Source organism: Blautia caccae, from assembly GCF_040095955.1.
Lineage (GTDB): Bacteria > Bacillota > Clostridia > Lachnospirales > Lachnospiraceae > Blautia > Blautia celeris.
The window spans coordinates 54,747-74,843 of the sequence record NZ_JBBMFP010000007.1 but is presented as its reverse complement, the minus strand read 5'-3'; the positions used below and the strand labels follow the sequence as shown (position 1 = coordinate 74,843).

The window sequence follows — 20,097 nt, the reverse complement described above, 5'->3', positions numbered from 1 at the left end:
TTCTCCTCTTTTCCTTAACCTTTTACACCGCCGTCAGTTCTGCCGCCCTTGATCAGTCTCTGGCTGAATCCATACATGATCACTACAGGGAGCGAGGTAACCAAAGATGCCGCCATCATTCTTCCCCATACGTAATCCGGTGTATTGAACAGGGAGTTGAGTCCGATCGGAATCGTCATCATATCCGGGGAGTCAATGAATATGGATGCAAAAAGCACATCATTCCATGCGATCATAAATGCGTAAACGAATACAGATATCAGTCCTGAAATAGAAAGCGGAACAATGATGCGGAAAATAATGCCCATCTTGCTGAGGCCATCCACTCTTCCTGCCTCCTCCAGCTCTTTCGGTATAGTGTCAAAATAACTTCTTGTCATATAGATGGCTGTGGGAAGTGTCTGGATGATCATACACACAATTACAGCCTCTCTGCTGTTCTTTAACCCGATGGCAGAGAGCATACGGAACAGGGGAACGATAAGCAGAATCCCGGAAAACATATAAACCAGGAAAAACATTTCGCTGATTCCCTTTTTTCCTTTGAATTTCAGCTTTGAAAGCGCATACCCACCCAGGATCCCCAGAAATACAGCCAGTACGGAGACCGTCAGGGCAATATACAGACTGTTTCCAAAGTATTTCAGATACGGGAAAATACCCGGATCAAAAATATCAATAAAGTGCTGGAAGGTCCATGTCTTCGGAATGACCGTAGGCGGATACGCAATGGTTTCCGCTGTGGATTTTATGGACACGCTGAGCATGATGAGGAATGGGAACAGCAGGATCACAACCAGCAATACTACTCTCACATAGAAAAATATCTCTTTTAATGTTTTTCTCTTAATCTTCTTCAACTCTCAGCACCTTCTTTCTGATCAGCATAACAAGGCTGAAGATCACCACGAACAATACAATGGAAATGGCTGCTGCCTTGCCGAAATCATGTGTGGCAAAAGCCATATCGTACAGGTATACACCCAGTACATTTACCTGTTTTGTCAGGAGATATACTTCCGTATAAATGTAGAATACCCAGATTGTCCTCAGGCTGACTACTGTTACCAGTGTTGGTTTGATGGCAGGATATGTAACTGCCAGGAACTTCTGCCATGAGGTAGCTCCATCCATGTCAGCAGCCTCATACAGGCTCTTGTCCACAGACTGCAGGATCGCCACAAAGGACATGTATGCATACGGATAGAATTTCCATATAGCAAATATAGTGACAAGGATAAACGCACTTGCCGGCTGGTCAAACCATAACGGAACCTCATCTGCCAGCTTGAGCACATCCACTATGATATAGTTAATGATACCATAAATATTGTTGAACATATAACGCCATGCGAAAATAAGACACACAGCCGGAACCACGTAAGACAGAATAATAATTGAATTTACAAGCTTTTTACCCACAAACTCCCGGTTCATGAATACTGCGATAGCCAGACCGAACGCGGTACTTACTGCAGTTACCAGAACGGTGAAGATCAGGGTGACAAATACGGACTGGTAGAAGCTTTTATCCTGAAATACAGCCTTAAAATTATCAAGACCCACAAACTCTGACGCCATTCTGGGATTGATGGGCACATCCTGGAAACTGATCACAATATTGTAAATCATAGGATAACCTATCAGCAATACCAGCAGAATCAGACTTGGTGCCAGCAGGGCATAAGCAAATCTGGTATCATTTCCGCCCAGTTTTTTCTTTTTGGACTTCATTCCTTTCCCCTTTCTGCTTTTATCAAAGGCTGCTGTACAGGCGGACAGTCCGCCGCCCGCACAGCATCTCTTTTCCTTTATTTGATCAGTTTTTCAACTGCTTCCTGTGCAGTTTCAAGTTCTTTATCAATGTCAGCGTTCTGTACAACCACATTGTTGATCATTTTGCTGATAGCACCTGTGTTTGTCACATCGCCCATCTCTGTAAAATTCTTTCCATCAACAGTACCAAAGAGCTGAAGGCTGTCAACCGCTGCTGCGATATCATCGTTTAATCCTGCGAATGCCTTACGCTCTTCCATATCGGTGTAGGCAGCATCATCACTCACTTCTTTTAATACCGGCTGGATTCCGCCCGGTGCCATGTTCAGCCAATTGATATTATTCTCTTTTTCCAGAAGGAAGGAGACAAATTTCTTGGCAGCATCTGTTTCTGCGTCCTCCATACCGTCAGCAATACCCAGAACTGTGATACAGCCGTAAGAAACAGGCTCTTTCTTGTTCGGCAGAACCAGTGCCAGGTCCTCAGCAAATCCGGCTTCCTTCACTGCGTTTAAAATATAGGTGGAGTACATTGCCATCGGTGTGTTCTTTCCGACAAAAGCATCTTTTACATCTGCAACTTCTGTGGAGCCCGGCATGGAGTAAGATGCCAGCTCTTTGTAGAATTCAACAGCTTCTTTCATTTCCGGTGTATTTACTGTAACATTTTTATCCTTGTCAAATACGTTTGCGTCATTGGACAGAGCGTACTGTGAGAATACCTGCTCTGTAAAGGCTGACTCTGATGTTGGAAGAGCAATGCCGTATTTTTTGTTGGCCTGGTCATTGAATGCTGCAGCCACTTCCAGGATATCATCCCAGTTTTCCGGCAGCTCCAGTCCTTTCTCCTGAAGCATCGCTGTGTTGACCCAGATTCCCTGTACCCAGCTGCAGATCGGAACACCTACATATCCGCTTCCGTCCTCTGTCTTTGTCACATCCAGCGCGCCTTCGTAGAAGGAATCCTCTCCCTTCTGGTCAATGACTTCTTTCACTGCGTCCAGGTTTGTGAACTGGTTTGACACACTTGTTTTTGCCTGGTCCTGGCTGTATTCAATGATGGCCGGAAGTTCGCCGCTTCCTCCGAGAGCTACGATCTTGGAATCATAGTCATCCTCATTTACCGGGATGGACTCCACTTCAATGTTTTCATTTTCCTTTTCAAAATCGTCGATGATCGCCTGCACCACATCCTGCCGTTCCTGTTCTACCTGCTGGTGCATGAACTGGATCTTTACCTTACCGCTTTTGCTGTCACCTTTCGCTTCTTCTTTGCCGCTTCCGCTGCTTCCGCAGCCTGCTGTAAAGGTGGAAACCATGGCTGCTGCCAGTAATACACACAATGCTTTTTTCTTCATAATTTTTTCTCCTTTTTTTGAATTCTCATTATTTATTTGTGTCAAAAAGACCGTCTTAAAACAATTCGGACGCCGCCTTTCTGCAACAATCACTGTTTTTTCAGCCAGACTGTACCGTATGGTACCATGCTGATTTTTTCCTGTATCTCTTTATCAAAGAGCAGGTCCTTTCCGCAGATGTGCGGAAGATTCAGTTCAACATTATGGGAGGATACATTTATCAGCGCGTAAATGATCTCTCCTGTTTCCCTGTTCTCACGTTTCAGTGCCAGAACTCTCGGATCCAGGTCCATGACCTCCTGTTCTGCCTCCGGTGAAAATGCGCTCTCCCCGTTTCTGATCCGGAGTCTTCTGCGCATTTCATGAAAGATCCTGCTTCTGTTTGTCTTTCCGTCTAACTGCTGCTTCAGATAATCATAATCTATCTTCTCCCGGTTGATCCTTCTGGGGATATCCGATGTGGTCATACCGGAATAATCGTTTCTGGAACCCAGCAGGCTGTGGATGTAAATACCGGGAACACCCTGCATGGAAAGTAAAATAGTCTCTGCTGCCAGGAATTTTCCAATCCGTTCCTCGTCTGACTCATCGGGTCCTGCCAGGGCATCCTGATAATTGATATTCAGCTCGTAAGGGCTTTTGGTCCCGTCTCCGTTATCTTTATAAGAAACCCTGCCTCCGTTTTTAAGAGCCGCCTCCACAAGAAACTGTCTGTCTTCGTCACTCAGGATACCCTCAGTGGGTCTCACCCCGATTCCGTCATGGGAACTGAGAAAATTAAAATATGTTACCCTGCTGCCTGGAAGTTTGAGGCCTGCCATCCAGGAACTGAGAATGGATGCATCTCCCTTTAAGAGGGAATACATGGTGAGCGGCGGCAGCGGAAACTGGTAAACCAGATCAGCTTCATCCTCCCCATTGCCGAAATAACTGATATTATCCGCATGGGGAACATTTGTCTCTGTGATCAGTTTTGTGCCCGGTGCGTATTCCTGCAGCACATCCTTCATGAGTTTGATAAGCTCATGTGTTTCCGGCAGATGCATACAGGTTGTTCCAAGCTGTTTCCACATAAACCCAATGGCATCCAGCCGTATAAATTTTGCCCCTGCCTTTGCGTACATGACCAGAATATCGAGAACCTCCGCAAGCACATCGGGACATTCAAAATTCAGGTCGATCTGGTCTTCACTGAAGGTTGTCCATACATGCTTTTCCCCCTCCTTTGTGTGAAAGGCCGTCAGAAGAGGAAGTGCTCTTGGCCTGGTCACTGTGCTGTAATCCGCATTTGGATCACAGGTGATAAAATAATCTCTGTAAGGTGCCTCGCATTCCAGATAACGGCTGAACCATTCACTGCTTTTGGATATATGGTTGATCACCGCGTCAAACATCAGCCCGTAATTTTCAGATAGTGCGGATATATCCTCCCAGTCACCCAGTTCCGGATTGATGCTTCTGTAATCCACCACAGAAAATCCATCATCTGATGTATAGGGATACATTGGGAGCAGATGTACATTTGTCACCGCATCCCCCACAAAATCTTCCAAAAATTTATGAAGTACCTGAAGACCCGGTTCTCCCTTTTTGGTGATAGTATCTCCGTATGTGATCAAAATACTATCTCTCTGGGTTAACTTCTTTCCTTTTTCTTCCGCCGGCTGATACTTTTGCAGCTGACGGGAAATTTTGTCCCAGGCTTCGCTTATTTTTCCGTCGTCTTTATAGATGACGGCCAGCCTCTGTCTTGCCTTTGTTTCCAGGTTCATATTTTTCTCCTTTCTGACAACGTTGTCACTAAAAGACAACGTTGTCATTATGGAAGGAAGTATCTCCTTCCTTTTTTATGGTATTATGTAGATTTTCTTTCAATAATCTCTGTCGGAAATTTAAATATCTTTCTTGCATCCTCTTTTTTACCTTCTTCTATCTCTCCTACCACAAAATCAATACAGCATTTTGCAAGCTGTTTGAAATCCTGAGCGACAGTGGAAATAGGAGGATAATAAAATTCGCCTAATGTTATATTATCAATCCCAAGAACAGCCACATCTTCCGGTATCCTCATGCCTTTCTCATATATCCCTCTGTAGACACCAAGTGCTCTCTCATCACCGGATACGAAGAATGCCTGTATATCATACTCCTCCAGGACTTCCTTTGACTTGTGATAAGCCTTTTCCACGGTATCGATCCCTGTAAAGATATGATACTGGGCGCCTGTTCCATACATGGCTTTTTCAAAGCCTTCTATGCGGAGCTGAGTGGACAGGAATTTCTGTTCGCCTATCAGCAGTGCTATCTTGCTGTATCCCCTGCCTATCAGATATCTGCCTCCATTATAGCCCACATCAAAATTGTCAAGGCTGACGGAAGGAACATCCGGATTCTCAGGCTCACCGAATACCACATACGGTATGTTATGCTTTTCAAAGTAATCCACCCGCGGGTCATTGAGAATATTCTCCAGCAGTATGGCGCCGTCTGCTATACCGCTTGCCATCAGATAGAAACCGTCGGTCTCATCCTCCTCGAACTTTTCACTGTTGGACGGAGAAAGGACTATCTTCATGTTTCTGTCCTTCGCATAAGAGAACAGATGCTTCAGCATGATATTATGCCAGATGCTTAAATGTTCCTCATGATGACGGTCAGCAAAAACCACGATAATATTCGTACGGTTTCCCTTCAGTCCCTTTGCCAGGATATTCACCTGATATCCCTGTTCTTTCATGGCAGCAAAGACCTTTTTCTTGGTCGCATCACTGACATTAGGGCTGTTGTTGATCACCCTTGATACTGTTTTCATGGATACGCCGCAGGCATTGGCTACATCAATAATCGTCGCTTTTTTCATCTTGTTTTAATTCTCCATTTGTCTTACGTTGTCATTTTACGAAATTAACATATAAATGTCAATAGGATTTCTGTATTTATATTTTTTTCGTTATTATTCCTGTATTTAGATTGCTGTTTTTATATAATATTCACAATACAGCGTTACAGACAGGGGAAGGAAGCTCTGTCCTGTCATTGCAGAATTTTCCTGATATGTGTTATTATAACGCAAAAACAGACCCTGTAAAAGGAGATGTTTCCACAATCATCCTAATTACAGAGTCTGTAACTCCTACCACTGCACTGCCTGTTTCCTGAAAATCAGATACGCGGCCGCACACAAAGCAACTCCGGCCCCCACCATCATACCGATCTGCGCCCAGGTCTGAAATCCTCCGAACCACTGTCCCCATGCAATTCCGATACGGTTCATGACGTTACTGTCCCTGCCCTCTGCAGCACCGGGCAGTGTCCAGCAGCCGAGCAGCCAGAAGGCCAGAATGACGACCCTTCCTCTTTTGAACCGTCGTACAATGGCCGCCCCCAGAGCGGCACAGCCATTTAAAGCTACGGCCCCTCCAAAGATCCAGGGCACTGTAAACTTTGTCATGATCGGTATATTTTCTTTTATTTTCCCCGGAAGCAGCACACCGTATATGGCCGTCTCCACACGCAGAAGCAGAAACAGACCTGCTAAGAGCACCAGTGTCATGAGAAAATATACGATAATAGCTGACGGGTAATACTGCTTTCTTGTTTTTCCCATGCTGACCGCCATATCAAATCCCATGCACAGGCTGAATATATTTCCGAATATGATCAGACACAGAACAGCGATTGCCGCTATCATGCTGCCCAGAGGGAAATAACTCTCCTCATTGCCGAACATATGCACACAGGTCATGATAACCATACCCAGGGCACACAGTCCTGCCTCCAGAGCCAGATAAACTCTCATGTCGCAGACCTCTATTTTTACCTGCTCCTTTATTGATTTCCACATGATATCCCTCCTCTACTGCGCCTCAAGGCCTTCCAGCAGGCGTCTTGAAATAATAATATCCAAAATCCATACGACTGCCGTAGCTGCGGCTGTATATATAAGCACATTCGTAAATTTAAAATCAAAACGGATGTCCTTAATATTCATGGCTACAATTGCTCCCAGGGCGCCTCCGCCGATGGCGAAAAAGGAAACCATGATTATCATTCCTATCTTCCGGAACCGCAGATAGACGAGCCCCACGACTTCTCCCACGGATGTCACAAGGAGCAGAGCGCAGAATGCGACCGCCAGAATCTCCAGTGCCTCAGCCGTATTTCCCCTGACAAACTGCCAGTCTCCGACTGCCGCCAGCAATAAAGTGATGGCAGACATCAGTAGCGCAACTACCAGCTTCATGATCTGCATTCCCATCAAAGCATCTTTCCGCCTGCAGTTCAGGCACATACCCGCAGGTATATAACTGGTATACACACCGGAGGACGTCACCGCCGATACAAATACCGTGACAAGCATCATCTTAACAGGCAGATCAGATACCATACGCCCGCCGGATGCCTTTGAAAATCCCAGCCATATCTGCCCCCCGGTCAGTACTGTCATACCCAGAACCACTACGACAGACATGCCTATAACCTGCAGTGCCCATTCCATGAACAGTCTCCACTTCTTCATCTCTATACCTCCCCGCCGCACATCGCCACGAATATTTTCTGAAGATTCATTGGCTGTACACTGACACTGTCTGCAGCTTCCACTCTCTGGCCCGGCTCCAGTTTTACGGTGACGCTTTTGCTCCTTCCAATGGTCTCCTCTCTGTATTTCGTAAGTCCTGCTGTCGCGGCATCCACATCCTCTTCCCTGCCGCTTACATGTACACAGCTTTCCAGAAGTTCCTGGGTATTCTCCTTCAGTACCATTTTGCCTTCATGCAGAATGATAACTTCCTCGAAAAGGTCTGCTGCTTCCTCAATAATATGTGTGGAGATGACAAAGGTACGCCCTGTCTCCGTATATTCCTCCAACAGTATCCTGTAGAACTGTTCCCTTGCCACTACATCAAGCCCTGCAACGGGTTCATCCAGCAATGTGAAATCTGCTTTGCTGGCAAGTGCCACGATTATGGTGACCATGGATGTCATACCTTTTGACAGCTTGGAGATCCTTTTTTTCCGGTCCAAATGGAAAATGTCAAGCAGATGCTCTGCCATCTCCTTATCCCAGTGAGGCATGTATGTCTCTGCCATTTTCAGATACTCTTTTATTTTCAATGCGCCGATTCCTCCGGCATTCATATTGGCATTGATCTCCCTTGAAAAACAGAGATGGGACAGGGACGCCTCATTTTCCCAAACCGGCTGTCCGTTCAATGTGACAGTTCCGTGTGTGGCCGGATTCTGGGCGGTCAAAACAGACAGAAGCGTGGTCTTGCCCGCGCCGTTTCGTCCGATCAGGCCGTATATTTTTCCCTTCTCCAATGTAAGGCTCACATTGTCCAGTGCCCTTTTGTCTTTATACTGTTTTACCAGATTCTCACATTTTAATGTCATTACGCTCATTTTGCATCCTCCCCTTTTCCTGCTGCTATCATATCGATCAATTCTTCTTTGGTGATTCCCAGGCTTGCCGCTTCTGTCAGAAGGCTTCTGATATAATCATCAAAAAATCTCTCTTTTCTCTTCCTCACGATTACCTGCTTTGCTCCTGATGCTACAAACATTCCAATCCCCCTTTTCTTATACAAAATACCTTCATCCACCAGAAGATTTACACCCTTTGCCGCTGTTGCCGGATTGATGGCGTAGAGCTTCGCCAGTTCATTTGTACTCGGCACCCGCTCTTCCTCCAGCAGAATGTCCCGGATAATATCGTTTTCTATCATTTCCTTGATCTGTAAATATATGGACTTCTCCTGACTCAATAGTTCCTGCAAACATCTCACTCCCTTTCTGGAAAATATCTATGACCGCCTTAGTTATATGGTTCATTACTTGTATAATTAACCATAGCACTTATGAACCTATTTGTCAACACCTTTGTTGCAGGAAAGGGGTTGTAACCGCGAATAAAATCTCTTATAATAAATAAAGCCTTTAAGAAATGAGGATTTTATTGTGAAAAAAACCAAACTATGGATAAATGCCCTGGTCCTGGCCTCCTGCCTTCTTCTCGGCAGCGGACAGGCCTCAGTATACGGAGCTGCCCAGAACGCAGCGCAGGCACCTGCTGACCCAAACGCTGCCGCAACAGATCCAAATGCCGCAGCAGCCGACCCAAATGCCGCCCCGGCCGACCCAAACGCCCCTGCGGATGCCGCCGAAGCGCCAAAGGACCCGAACGCACCGCCGGACAGTTATAACTGGGAAGTCCAGTCCGATGCGCTTCCGGGATGGCCCACAGGCCCGCAGGTAGCTGCGGAAACCGCCATTCTTATGGATGCAGAGACAGGGGAGATACTCTACGCCAAGGGTATTGACGAAAAGAGGTACCCGGCAAGCACCACTAAGATCATGACAGCCCTGATCGCCATTGAGAACAGCGCTCTGACAGACCAGGTCACCTTCTCGGCTGAGGCTGTAAACGGCATAGAACCCGGCAGCACTCATATCGGCATTAAGCCCGGCGAGATACTTACCATGGAACAGAGCCTGTACGCTATCCTGCTGGCATCCGCCAATGAGGTCTCATCCGGCGTAGCTGAGTTTGTGGGCGGCAGTATCCCTGACTTTGTAAATATGATGAACGCCAGAGCGGAGAAGCTCGGATGCAAAAACACCCACTTTGTCAATGCCAACGGCCTTCATGACCCGGAACATTACACCACAGCCCGGGATCTCGCGAATATTGCCAGAGAAGCCTTTAAAAACGAGACCTTCCGCAAGATCATCGGAACGGAATACTACATTGAGCCAAAGACCAACATCACAGACGAGGAACGCTGGCTGAACAACCATCACAAGATGCTGGTATCCGGTGACATGCATTACGATGGATGTCTGGGCGGAAAAACAGGATACACAAGCGATGCCGGAAACTCGCTTGTGACATATGCCCAGAGAAACGGCATGTACCTGATTTCTGTGGTCCTGGCCGACAATGCCGTCTATCAGTATCCGGATACCGCGGCACTTTTAGACTACGGATTTTCCAATTTCCACAAGGTAGTTCTTGCCCAGAAGGGGGAGATTGAATGTCTGAAACCCCTGCCCATTGAGCATTATCTCTATAACCTGACCAAAGCTAAAATGATGACGCGTTTTACAGATACTGCAACAGCGGATCTGCCGACAGACCTGCCTGTTGAGAAACTGACCCGTAAGACTTCCCTGGAAAAAAAGATACAGACCACAGAGTATTATCTGGGCGAGCAGCTCCTCTCAACAAGCCATGCAGAAGTCTGTCCGACCCTCACCCTGCCGGAATTCCTGGATGCGGTCAAAGACTCTCCTGCCAATACAGCAAATACAGCCGGGGCAGCCGCACAGAATAACACCGCGGACAGCGTGTCTGCCGAAAGAACACCCAAGACCTCTTCCAGTTCCCTGGGAGAATTCTTCCAGGAACTTAAATATAACTTCCGGAACATGCCCACGTGGAAGTATCCGGCGCTCATTTTCCTGCTGTCAGCCGTTATCTTCTATATTGTACTCCTTATCATTAAGATCAAAAGACACCGGAAAAAGAAGGCCAGGAACAAAAAAAAGAAGAAATAAGAAAGACCGGGACAGCCTCCCCTCTATGGTTGGCTGCCCCGGTTTCCCGTTTCCTTCTGTTATCTTCTGCTTCTTTTCTTTTTCATTTCCAATACAATGATACCTGCCGCCGATACTGCAAAGAGACCTGCAAACATTCCTGTCCTTGCCTCGTCCTTTGTCTTGGGTGACTTCACACTACTGCCGCCGGAAGTACCTTTTGCGCCGCTTCCATTGTTGTTGGTGCCGGTATTCTTATTTCCCTGTCCGCTTCCGGACGGTTTTGCAGGCGGTTTCGGTTTGTCACTGCCGTTATCCCCCGGTGTCGTAGGTGTCGTTGGTGTGGTACCTGGTTTATGCGGATCTTCCGGGTCACTGGGTTTTTCCGGGTCTTTCGGATCATCCGGATCATCCGGTTTTTCTGCCGGTTTCTTCTCCAGTGCGGATATGGCATTTTTCAGCAGTTCTACCTGCTCATCAATCTGTTCCTGTGTGGCATTCTCATCCGCGTATACGCCCTCGGCTGCAATTATGGCATTCTGCAGATTTCCATAACTTTCATCTGTAAAATCACCCTGCTCGATAGCCTTTGCCTCAATGATCTTGGCATTCAGCTTCTCTCTGTCAACTTCCGCAGGCTCTTCCTTATCTGTGAGTTCAGACAGAGCCGCTGTAAGCTGTGCTGTCAGGCTGTTGATCTCCTCAGCCGTCAGTTCCGGATTCTCCAGGGCATCGCTGAGTGCTTTGCTCTGCAGCGCAATCTTCTCGAGACTTTCCTCTGAATAGAGGGTTGTATCAAGTGCTGCTGCCTGGGCCAGTCTCATCTTCGCCAGATCCCTTGCCGTGTCCTCCGCTGAAACCTCCTCTGTCGGTACCAGACCATTTACGGCCTCCTCCAGAAGAGCTGAAATATTATCTACCATCTCCTGGGTATACCAGGTCTCTTCCAGTGCTTCGGATGCCTGAGCCAGTACATCGGTAAGGTTCCGGAAGCTCTCCTCCGTATATAGTTCAGGATCAGCCTCCCTGCATCCCGCTGCCATTGCAGCAAGCCTGTCTTTCTTCACCTGTTCGATCACTTTGACTTCAAGGGCATCGATAAGAGCCTGCAGTTCATCACATTTCTGGTCCACCAGCTCCTGCGCTGCCTCATCGTCTTCGATCACTGCTTCCGCCTCGGTGATCTTATCCAGAAGGACGCCGTAGCTCTCCTCCGTATATTTATCCGGGTTCAAGGCCTTTGCACCTTCCACTTTCGCCTTCAGAAGCTCTTTATCCACTTCCGGCTCTGCAGGTTCCTGCCCGAATACCTGGAATTCCGCAAATGCAGGCCAGTAGTCCGCACCGTCGTATTCCGGGAATCCTGTGAGAACCACTCTGACATAACGGTAACTCTCCGCAGATGTCAGTGTACCTGTTTCCGTACGGATACCGCTCTCGGACTCTGTCTTATCTTCCAGCACATCAAAATTCTCTCCATCTTTTGAGCCTTCGATTCTGTACTGCCAGAATCCCTCTGCCTCGTCTTTTTCAAAATCAAGCTGGTAATTGCTGAGTACAAACTCACTGCCCAGATCCACCTGCCACCACTGAGGAAGCAGATCTTCCACAGCGTCACCGTTTACGATCCATAAAGTATCTGTGCTTCCGTCATTGCCGTTTGATGCAGGCGCATACTCTTCCGCAGATGATGTCACCGGCTTATTCAGTGCCAGATTGCCGTCTGTATGCTCATCCAGACTGTCCACTGCTGCCTGAAGCGTATAAATGGCTGCATCCACCTGCTCCGGTGTAACTGCCGCGTTAAAATCTGCTTTTGCCTGTTCCAGTGCATTCATCAGATTCTGCCAGGACTCATCTGTATAATTTCCCTGCTGCATGTATTTTACTTTCAGGATCAGATCTGTCAAAGCGGATTTGTCAAGCTCACTGTTGTCCCTCTCATAAACCTTAAATTCCGCAAATCCGGGCCAGTAGTCATCCCCCGGGAATTTTGTCAGTCTGATCAGGATAAACCGATAGGAAGTACCCGGTTCAAAGCTTCCGGTCTGCACTCTGGAACCATCTGTATTTTCTGACGCGTCATAAATAGGCTGTTCCTCAAAGTACTCCTCACCATCACGTGCTGCCTCTATGGTGTAACCCCAGGCATTCTCTTCATCCTGTTCAAACACCAGCTCAAAATCCGACAGATCATAATCCTGTCCCAGATCCACGAACCAATAGCCGTCCAGGTCATCCCCTGCATGTACCCACATGGTTCCCTCATCCCCGTCGTTTCCGCAGGATGGTGAGTACTGGTCGTTCCCATCTGAATAAGCGGGTTGGTTCAGTGCCAGGTTGTATCTCGCATACTCCGCATCCTCCAAAACCAGGTTGTCAAACTTTACATCACTGCTTCCTTTTGGGGAGTTGACAGTGACGGTCATTTCCTTGATAGCAGATGGAATCTGGAGTTCATAGGTATTCTTCAGTGTTGTAATGTTGAATGTCTTCTCATATCCATTGCCCCCGATCTTCACCAGAGCGCTTCCTGAGCAGTGTGCCTGGAAGGATTTGAGGGTCTTATTGTCCGGAAGGCTGATCTTATATACCGTACTCTGTCCGTCCCCGTACAGCTCTTTGGAGCTTCCTGTCTGTGCGGTAAGCCATCCCTCCCGGAAATCACAGTCTGCGTAGGAGCCTGTAAGTGCTGTCTCCTCCTCAGGACGGTCCTCGAAGTCGATTCCCGCATTCTGCGCACCAATCTCAGCAAAACTATTGTCAGCGCCGACATTGGGGTATCCGTCAGAGGATACCGGATTGCCGAAATAGTCAAGTCCGCCGTTATCCGGTATCAGCGCTCCCGTGCCTATACAGCCGGAAGTCTCTTTCAGCTTAAACCCGTCCACTCCGGCGCCTGCTGTTCCCAGATCTTCAAAATCAGAAGCTTTAACTTCCAATGCATTTTCATCATCCGCTCTTCTGATATTCTGGTCCGTGCCGCCGTAAGCATTGTTGTCCACGCTGCCCTTAAACCATTCACTCCAGCCTTTGGACTGGGCGTCACTGTAAATGATATTGTTCTTAAACTGGAAGTCCGCATCGTTTAACTGCTGCTGGTCCCAGTTGTTGGTGATATAGCTGTCATGGCCTTCACTGAGGTAAAAGTCATTGTTATACACATACATCTTATTTCCGCTTCCGCTGGAATATCCGCCCAGGGTCACAATAGCCCCGCCGCCGTATACGTTGGTTCCCCATCCGTCATTCTCACTGATGTTGTAACGGATATATGTAGTGTATTTTGTCCCCAGGGCACACTCGAAAAATGCGCCTGACGGGTTGTCATGTGTATAGTTATACTGAATATAATTCAGTTTTGCGTTCACATCCGCGTCAAATGCCTGGGAATCCTCCTTGCTGCTGGACGCGCCTGAACCGAAGACCTCATTGAACTGCACCACGGTACAGTCACCGTTCTCCCACCATACCGGCACGTTTCCGTTAGGTCCGCTGTTGCAGCCGTCACAGGTGTTGTGCTCTATAAGGGCATTGCTGTAGGCGGAGGGACAGATCGCCGCGTTTCCGATATCCTTGCAGTAGTTGTTGCGGATCACAAGATTGGTGCTGTTGACCCTCTGACCTGCATACTCGCTGTCCGGAATGCCGCTCTCGTGCTGGAACTGACTGCTTCCCCATGTGGACAGGAAGTTGATGCCGTAATGGTTGATATTCGGCCCGACATAGTTGTCCTCCACTACAATATCATCCCAATTGGTAGGTACCTGATTGCCCCTGATAATGTAAATGATACCGCCGCGCCCGATGCCGGCCTGCTGACCGATGGGGTGTGAGACTACATCATGCACATACAGATTCTGACAGTACATATGGCGCAGTGTCCCCGCGTCCTCTCCCATGATCAGGATCCCGTACTTCTTAATGTGGTCATCCGGGTTGTCCCCGGGTATTCTGTTGGTCACTTCCAGGGATGTGATCTCCCAGTATTCCTGGTTGTAGAAGTAGACAGCCGAGTTAAAGATCCTGTTTTCCAGGTCATCCCCGTCTTCCCCGCACCAGTTATTGCCGTCGATCCTGGGCCTTTCATCCCCTTCACCGTAAGCGCCGATGACAATGGGATTTCCCTCCTCACCGGACCCCTTGGGACTTAACTGCCCTGTCCACACATCTCCTTTTTGAAAGAGAATACGGTCGCCGGGCTGAAATGTAACACTGTTGATCTTGTCAAGGGAGGACCAGGCCTCCGCTTCACTGGTACCGGACGCATCATCGTTCCCCCCGTCCTGGTCCACGTAATAGGTAGTTCCCTCTGCGTCCGCCCACACCGGAATCTCCGGCATAGTGGTGCAGACCATACAGCAGGCAGCGATGCCCGCCAGAATTCTTTTTCCTAATCTCCTCATACTTTCATCCTCTTAACCTGTCTTAATTATAAATTACTCTGGGCTTCCAAAAAGCCGATAAACTGTTCCACACCTCCTCCCAGTACCTGCACATTTTCGGGGCGCTCTCCCCGTGCCTCTGACACGTCAAAGAAATCCCCTGCCATGGTCCGTTCTGTGATCATGAAGCTGTCACTGCCGAACAATCCCTCTGAGAGCCCGATATACTCGTCCCCCCAGAAAGAACAGTCCTCAGCCTGAATGCCCCACGCAGTGCCAAGCCGCTCCAGGATAGCATTTACATTGTCGCTCTTGCTGGACAATCCCACCTCCAGGTATTTGGCGTCCGTGGTTGCTGACAGGGATAATCCCTCCTCCCTGCCAATCTCCTCCGCCATGCGGATAAGCTGTCTCAGATCACCGATCCCGTGCTCTTTCAGGGTCTGGTTCAGGCTGTCAAGCTCGTGCTCCTGGAAAAACAACTGCCCGTTCCTGTCATTTTCCACAAGAATATCTATCTTGCAGTAATTTGGCCGGGAAAATACGATGTCTGTCTTAAAATCGAACTCCTGGAGCAGCCGCTCATGGATCCTGTAACACGCCCTGTGTATCCTGAGCATCAGTTCTTTATCCGGGATAAGACTGCAGAAGACTTCGGGCCGTCCGTCATCCGTAAAATGGTAGTTATAAGCCCCCCTGCCCAGACCGTAGAACAGGTTCTGCCTCTCCTTCGGGGTAAAATATTCATGGAGCTTTCCGCCTCCGATATTATTGATGGTGGTGCCGCTTATGACAGCCAGCTTCACGCCCTCTGCCAGCAGCTTTTTCATGGGAACAACAACCTGATCCACAGGCGCTGTCCTGGAAAAGACCGCAGTCCCGTCCCAGTCAAAAAATACTGCTTTATATTTCTTCATGCCAGGTACCTCCTTCCTCTTTGATACTGCACGCTTTCCCGTTTACATAGAAGACTGCAGGCTTTCCTTCAAGCAGGGTAAAGTCAGCCCCATTTCTTCCGATCTCCACCTTGAGGGTGCTGCCCTGATAACCGATACAGAACTGATATCCCTCCCATTTTTCCGGCAGATACGGCTTAAAGCGCAGTGTGCCGTCATTGGTCCTCAGCCCTGCAAACCCATTTACCACTGCCTGCCAGGTTCCCGCCATATTGGCAGCGTGGATACCCGCGTAGAAGTTGTTGTGGTAGTCATCCAGGTCCATTCTGGCAGACTGGGAGAAGTAGGTATACGCCTCATCGTAATAACCGATCTCACAGGCTACGATCCCGAAGATACAGGTGGAAAGGGAAGAGTGGTGCAGTGTTACCTCCTGATAGAAATCATAATTTCTCTTAAGCTCTTCCTCAGTGAACAGATTGCTGTACAGATACATGCCCAGAATGGCATCCGCCTGTTTTGACATCCTGTGGCGCATAATGAACAGCGGGTGATAGTTTTCATACAGCCATGCCCTTTTTTCCGGCGGGATCTTAGACTCATCCCACGGTTTGCGCATCATAAATCCGTCATCAAGGGGATAGACCTGACGCTTCTCATCGTATGGGAAATACATATTCTCAATGATCTTATCCCACAAATCTGTCTCCTCCCAGGCAAAATCCAGTTTCCCGGCAAGGCTTTCGTATCTCTCCGGTTCCTGTTCCCTGAGGTACCTGACAGCCTTCAGGGCAGCCCGCAGGCTCTCCCTTGCCAACAGGTTTGTATAGAAATTGTTATCTACCAGCACGTTATATTCATCCGGGCCTGTCACATCACAGATGCAGTATTTTCCGCCTTTACATTCCGCAAAGCTTCCCACATCTGCCCATACCCGGGCCATCTCTATGAGCATTTCCGCTCCCTTTTCAAGGAAAAATTCTTTGTCCTTTGTCACATCCAGATAGAGGCATAGGGCATAGGAAATGTCACCGTTTATATGATACTGAGCCGTTCCCAGGGGATAGTAGGTGGACGCCTCCTCCCCGTTGATGGTCCTCCATGGGTACAGAGCGCCTTTATCATGCCCCAGTATCCTGGCTCTGGCCCTTGCCTTATCCAGTGTGCCGTAACGGTAATCCAGCAGATGCGCGGCGATCTCCGGGTCTGTGTAGACAAATACAGGGAACACATACATTTCCGTATCCCAGAAATAATGCCCCTCATAGCCTTCACCGCTGAGCCCCTTGGCCCCCATTCCGGTTCTTCCGTCGCGCCCGGCTGACTGCATGATGTGGAACAGGTTAAAACGGATTCCCTGCTGCAGGGCTTCATCCCCCTTCACTGCCACATCGGCCTTTTCCCAGTATCGGTTCATGTAGCTGATCTGCTCTTTTTCCGCCTGCGCATATCCTGCAGCGGCGGCACACCGGAGCATTTTCCCGGTATACGTCTCCAGCTCCTCTCTATCCATATCCAGGTCGGAACTGTAGCATATATATTTTTCCAGACAGACCGTCTCTCCCTGCTCTGCCGCAGCGGTATAAGTAAGGGACACAGCCAGCTCTTCTTTGCAGGCGCTGACCTCATATGGTGCCCCCTCCAGATGGTGCATACATCCGCAGGCTGCGGTGAGACGGCTGTTCCTGGTGACTGCCTCATAGTAAATGCTGTCCCCGTCCGCCTTCACAGCCGTCGGCTCCAGTCTGCGTCCAAAAGGACCATAATCCACAATAGGGTTGGTCTTTCTGGTGTGGTTTTCCACATTTCCCTCAATTCCGGTAACAAAAGTGAGTTCCCCGGAGAAATTAAGAGGTGTCACACAGTACCGAATCTCCATTATATTTTTCCACCGGAAAGATACAAAACGGCTGATCTGTATGCGCATCTGCTTGCCGCCGGGCGTGGTATAGACCAGACTTCTCTCCAGAATTCCGTCACGCATGCGCAGCACACGGCTGTAATCACTGACCGTGCCTTTTTGTATATGGAATTCCTCCCCGCCTGCGTACAGCCTGATCTTCTTTGCGTTGGGCAGATTTAAAAGAGACTGGCTGTGGAGAGGGGAGCCGAAATTGGCCTCCCCGTAGCGGATCTCCTCGCTCTCATAAAACCCGTTGATAAAGTTTCCTTCCAGCCCTGTATCAATGTCAAAATCATAGGCTTCCTCAAAGGTTCCCCTTGTGCCGATATATCCGTTTGACAGGGCGAATGTAGTCTCATTTCTGTAGTTATTCTCAACCCTGAACTCAGTCTCCGTAATGTTCCAGGGCTCCACCGGGTAAATTGGTTTTTTGTTGGTATCCATACATTTATCCTTTCACTGCACCTGCTGTCAGGCTTTCCATAACCTGCCTCTGCAGGATAATAAACACTAAGATCGTCGGCATAACCGTCATGACCACTGCCGCAAACAGCGCAGAATAGTTGTTCGCAAAGGTTCCCATATAATAGTTCAGGGCAATGGGCACGGTCCTGGCGCTGTCACCGCTTGTGAGCATAAGAGCAAAATAAAACTCATTCCAGGTATTGATAAACTGCAGCAGCGCAATGGTCACAAGGCCCGGCTTCGCCAGCGGCAGGATAATATGCAGAAATGTCTGTAAAAATGTAGCTCCGTCTATGTAAGCAGACTCTTCCAGCGCAGTGGAGATCGTTTCATAATAACTCACCATGACAAAGAAGGACATGGGAATCCCCATTGCGGAATACACCAGGATCAGCCCCAGCTTTGTATCGAAGATTCCGAGCGCTTTGAAAATAGCAAAAAGCGGCTGGGAGATAGCCTGTGCCGGAAGCATCAGGGATGCGGAGATCATAAGCACAATCACTGTCTTCAGTTTGAAACGGAACCTGGAAACCACATAGGCGCACATGGCAACCACACAGACCGTCACCAGAACACTGATACCCACGATCAGCACACTGTTCAGGAAATACTTTGCAATAGGCGCGTACTTGAAGGCGTCTTTATAGTTCTGCAGATTCAGGCTCTTCGGCAGCGCAATGGCGGAGGAATTGATCTCCGCATAAGTCTTGAAGGAGCTTAGGAAAGCCCAGATCATGGGGCCTACGGCGATCAGAACGAAGAACAGCATAAAGATATATTTCGGTATACCCAGAAGGCCTTTTTTCACTTTTGACTCATGATACATTTATTTCCCCTCCTGTTTCATTTTTTTCTCCCGGAACAACGCCTGGATGAAGACTACCAGAACCAGTCCCAGGGCAATCTGGATCACACCCACTGCATTGGCCTTGCCATAGTTATTTTCCAGAGTCGCTACTTTGTACAGATAAGTGGGCAGGTTCAAAGTTGAGTTGCCCGGTCCGCCCTTTGTGGTCACATAGATGATATCGAACTGAGATACCATGGCCACAGATGCCAGCACTACGCAGGTACCGAAGATATTCTTCATAAGGGGGATGGTGATATAGCGGTCCATCTGCCACGGCTTTGCCCCGTCCACTCTGGCTGCTTCATAGATGGCTGTGTCCACAGCGCCCATCTCTGCCAGGAATATAATGGTGTTGAAACCTGAGTACAGAATCCAGGTGCAGGTCACTGTCCAGAAGGCGAACTTGGAATTGCCGAACAGGTTGGGGATCTGAGCGGCATCCAGGCCGAAAATGCCGTATACGGATTTCAGCACGCCGAAGGTTGGGTTCAGAAGCAGTGTGAACATAACACCAGTGGCTGCTGTGGGAATGATATTCGGTATCATATAGGCTGTTCTGACAAACTTCCAGCCTTTGGGTTTTCTGCGCAGTACAAGCGCCATGATAAATCCCAGAGACACATGGAAGGTACTCTGCAGAACCACCCATACCAGGGTATTCTTGATGGATTCCAGGAAATCCTTGTCCTGGAAAATGGTTTTAAAGTTTTCCAGTCCTTTCAGTACCGGGCTTGTGGAAACCGTATACTCACATAAGGACGTGTACAGAACCGTAATGATGGGTGCTGCATAGATCAATACGAATAAAATCATGCACGGCACAATAAACAGTGCAATCCATACTTTTTTATTCTTTGTGCTCATAGTTATCCCCTTTCTGAAAATGGGGCTGCTGTACCTTGTAAGATTTTGTACAACAACCCCATTT

The 20,097-nt window shown here is 48.4% G+C and carries 15 protein-coding genes; 1 reads left to right on the top strand and 14 read right to left on the bottom strand.

What is annotated here, in order from left to right:
- Positions 1-14 precede the first annotated feature (14 nt).
- The 9 genes from WMO65_RS09440 to WMO65_RS09400 all read right to left on the bottom strand — a co-directional run bounded on the left by WMO65_RS09440 (position 15) and on the right by WMO65_RS09400 (position 8,911).
- Complete coding sequence (locus WMO65_RS09440; protein WP_018595313.1) at positions 15-860, bottom strand: carbohydrate ABC transporter permease; 846 nt, start codon at positions 858-860, stop codon at positions 15-17.
- Positions 847-1,734, bottom strand: coding sequence for a carbohydrate ABC transporter permease (locus WMO65_RS09435; protein WP_018595312.1), 888 nt, complete (start codon positions 1,732-1,734; stop codon positions 847-849). The genes WMO65_RS09440 and WMO65_RS09435 overlap by 14 nt, the downstream gene beginning before the upstream one ends.
- 77 nt (positions 1,735-1,811) lie before the next feature.
- Complete coding sequence (locus WMO65_RS09430) at positions 1,812-3,134, bottom strand: ABC transporter substrate-binding protein (protein WP_054353153.1); 1,323 nt, start codon at positions 3,132-3,134, stop codon at positions 1,812-1,814.
- Between the two features lie 89 nt (positions 3,135-3,223).
- On the bottom strand, positions 3,224-4,906 hold the full coding sequence (locus WMO65_RS09425) for a sugar phosphorylase (protein WP_103731356.1): 1,683 nt from the start codon (positions 4,904-4,906) through the stop codon (positions 3,224-3,226).
- Between the two features lie 83 nt (positions 4,907-4,989).
- Complete coding sequence (locus WMO65_RS09420) at positions 4,990-5,994, bottom strand: LacI family DNA-binding transcriptional regulator (protein ID WP_033140652.1); 1,005 nt, start codon at positions 5,992-5,994, stop codon at positions 4,990-4,992.
- A 273-nt stretch (positions 5,995-6,267) separates the two neighbouring features.
- Entirely contained in the window at positions 6,268-6,978 is a 711-nt protein-coding gene (locus WMO65_RS09415) for a hypothetical protein (RefSeq protein ID WP_148392021.1), read from the bottom strand.
- 12 nt (positions 6,979-6,990) lie between these two features.
- Positions 6,991-7,653 (bottom strand): hypothetical protein, encoded by a 663-nt coding sequence (locus WMO65_RS09410; RefSeq protein ID WP_148392022.1) that lies wholly within the window; start codon positions 7,651-7,653, stop codon positions 6,991-6,993.
- Between the two features lie 2 nt (positions 7,654-7,655).
- On the bottom strand, positions 7,656-8,537 hold the full coding sequence (locus WMO65_RS09405; protein WP_033140655.1) for an ABC transporter ATP-binding protein: 882 nt from the start codon (positions 8,535-8,537) through the stop codon (positions 7,656-7,658).
- Positions 8,534-8,911 carry a GntR family transcriptional regulator gene (locus WMO65_RS09400; protein WP_026255477.1) on the bottom strand — a complete coding sequence of 126 codons (378 nt, stop codon included), beginning with the start codon at positions 8,909-8,911 and terminating at the stop codon, positions 8,534-8,536. Before WMO65_RS09400 ends, WMO65_RS09405 begins: the two co-directional genes overlap by 4 nt.
- Positions 8,912-9,092: 181 nt before the next feature.
- On the opposite strand from WMO65_RS09400, the gene WMO65_RS09395 reads away from it, so the two are divergent.
- On the top strand, positions 9,093-10,691 hold the full coding sequence (locus WMO65_RS09395) for a D-alanyl-D-alanine carboxypeptidase family protein (RefSeq protein WP_148392023.1): 1,599 nt from the start codon (positions 9,093-9,095) through the stop codon (positions 10,689-10,691).
- A 59-nt stretch (positions 10,692-10,750) separates the two neighbouring features.
- Here the strand turns inward: WMO65_RS09395 and WMO65_RS09390 are convergent, their stop codons facing one another.
- Genes WMO65_RS09390 through WMO65_RS09370 form a run of 5 tightly spaced genes read right to left on the bottom strand, consistent with a single transcriptional unit; the run spans position 10,751 to position 20,033 of the window.
- The gene (locus WMO65_RS09390) at positions 10,751-15,076 is read right to left on the bottom strand and encodes a discoidin domain-containing protein (protein ID WP_349064043.1); all 4,326 of its coding nucleotides are present in this window, start codon (positions 15,074-15,076) and stop codon (positions 10,751-10,753) included.
- A gap of 26 nt (positions 15,077-15,102) precedes the next feature.
- A complete protein-coding gene (locus WMO65_RS09385; protein WP_018595301.1) occupies positions 15,103-15,972 on the bottom strand; it encodes a hypothetical protein in 870 nt (289 codons plus the stop codon).
- Complete coding sequence (locus WMO65_RS09380) at positions 15,959-18,298, bottom strand: glycoside hydrolase family 65 protein (protein WP_148392025.1); 2,340 nt, start codon at positions 18,296-18,298, stop codon at positions 15,959-15,961. The genes WMO65_RS09385 and WMO65_RS09380 overlap by 14 nt, the downstream gene beginning before the upstream one ends.
- Before the next feature lie 4 nt (positions 18,299-18,302).
- Complete coding sequence (locus tag WMO65_RS09375) at positions 18,303-19,145, bottom strand: carbohydrate ABC transporter permease (RefSeq protein ID WP_018595299.1); 843 nt, start codon at positions 19,143-19,145, stop codon at positions 18,303-18,305.
- Entirely contained in the window at positions 19,146-20,033 is an 888-nt protein-coding gene (locus WMO65_RS09370) for a carbohydrate ABC transporter permease (protein ID WP_148392026.1), read from the bottom strand. It abuts the gene before it with no gap.
- Positions 20,034-20,097 lie beyond the last annotated feature (64 nt).

Coding starts and splice junctions, on each gene's coding strand:
- WMO65_RS09405 (WP_033140655.1), bottom strand. CDS start 8,537: ATGAGCGTAATGACATTAAAATGTGAGAATCTGGTAAAACAGTATAAA.
- WMO65_RS09375 (WP_018595299.1), bottom strand. CDS start 19,145: ATGTATCATGAGTCAAAAGTGAAAAAAGGCCTTCTGGGTATACCGAAA.
- WMO65_RS09420 (WP_033140652.1), bottom strand. CDS start 5,994: ATGAAAAAAGCGACGATTATTGATGTAGCCAATGCCTGCGGCGTATCC.
- WMO65_RS09410 (WP_148392022.1), bottom strand. CDS start 7,653: ATGAAGAAGTGGAGACTGTTCATGGAATGGGCACTGCAGGTTATAGGC.
- WMO65_RS09385 (WP_018595301.1), bottom strand. CDS start 15,972: ATGAAGAAATATAAAGCAGTATTTTTTGACTGGGACGGGACTGCGGTC.
- WMO65_RS09390 (WP_349064043.1), bottom strand. CDS start 15,076: ATGAGGAGATTAGGAAAAAGAATTCTGGCGGGCATCGCTGCCTGCTGT.
- WMO65_RS09435 (WP_018595312.1), bottom strand. CDS start 1,734: ATGAAGTCCAAAAAGAAAAAACTGGGCGGAAATGATACCAGATTTGCT.
- WMO65_RS09430 (WP_054353153.1), bottom strand. CDS start 3,134: ATGAAGAAAAAAGCATTGTGTGTATTACTGGCAGCAGCCATGGTTTCC.
- WMO65_RS09425 (WP_103731356.1), bottom strand. CDS start 4,906: ATGAACCTGGAAACAAAGGCAAGACAGAGGCTGGCCGTCATCTATAAA.
- WMO65_RS09415 (WP_148392021.1), bottom strand. CDS start 6,978: ATGTGGAAATCAATAAAGGAGCAGGTAAAAATAGAGGTCTGCGACATG.
- WMO65_RS09370 (WP_148392026.1), bottom strand. CDS start 20,033: ATGAGCACAAAGAATAAAAAAGTATGGATTGCACTGTTTATTGTGCCG.
- WMO65_RS09380 (WP_148392025.1), bottom strand. CDS start 18,298: ATGGATACCAACAAAAAACCAATTTACCCGGTGGAGCCCTGGAACATT.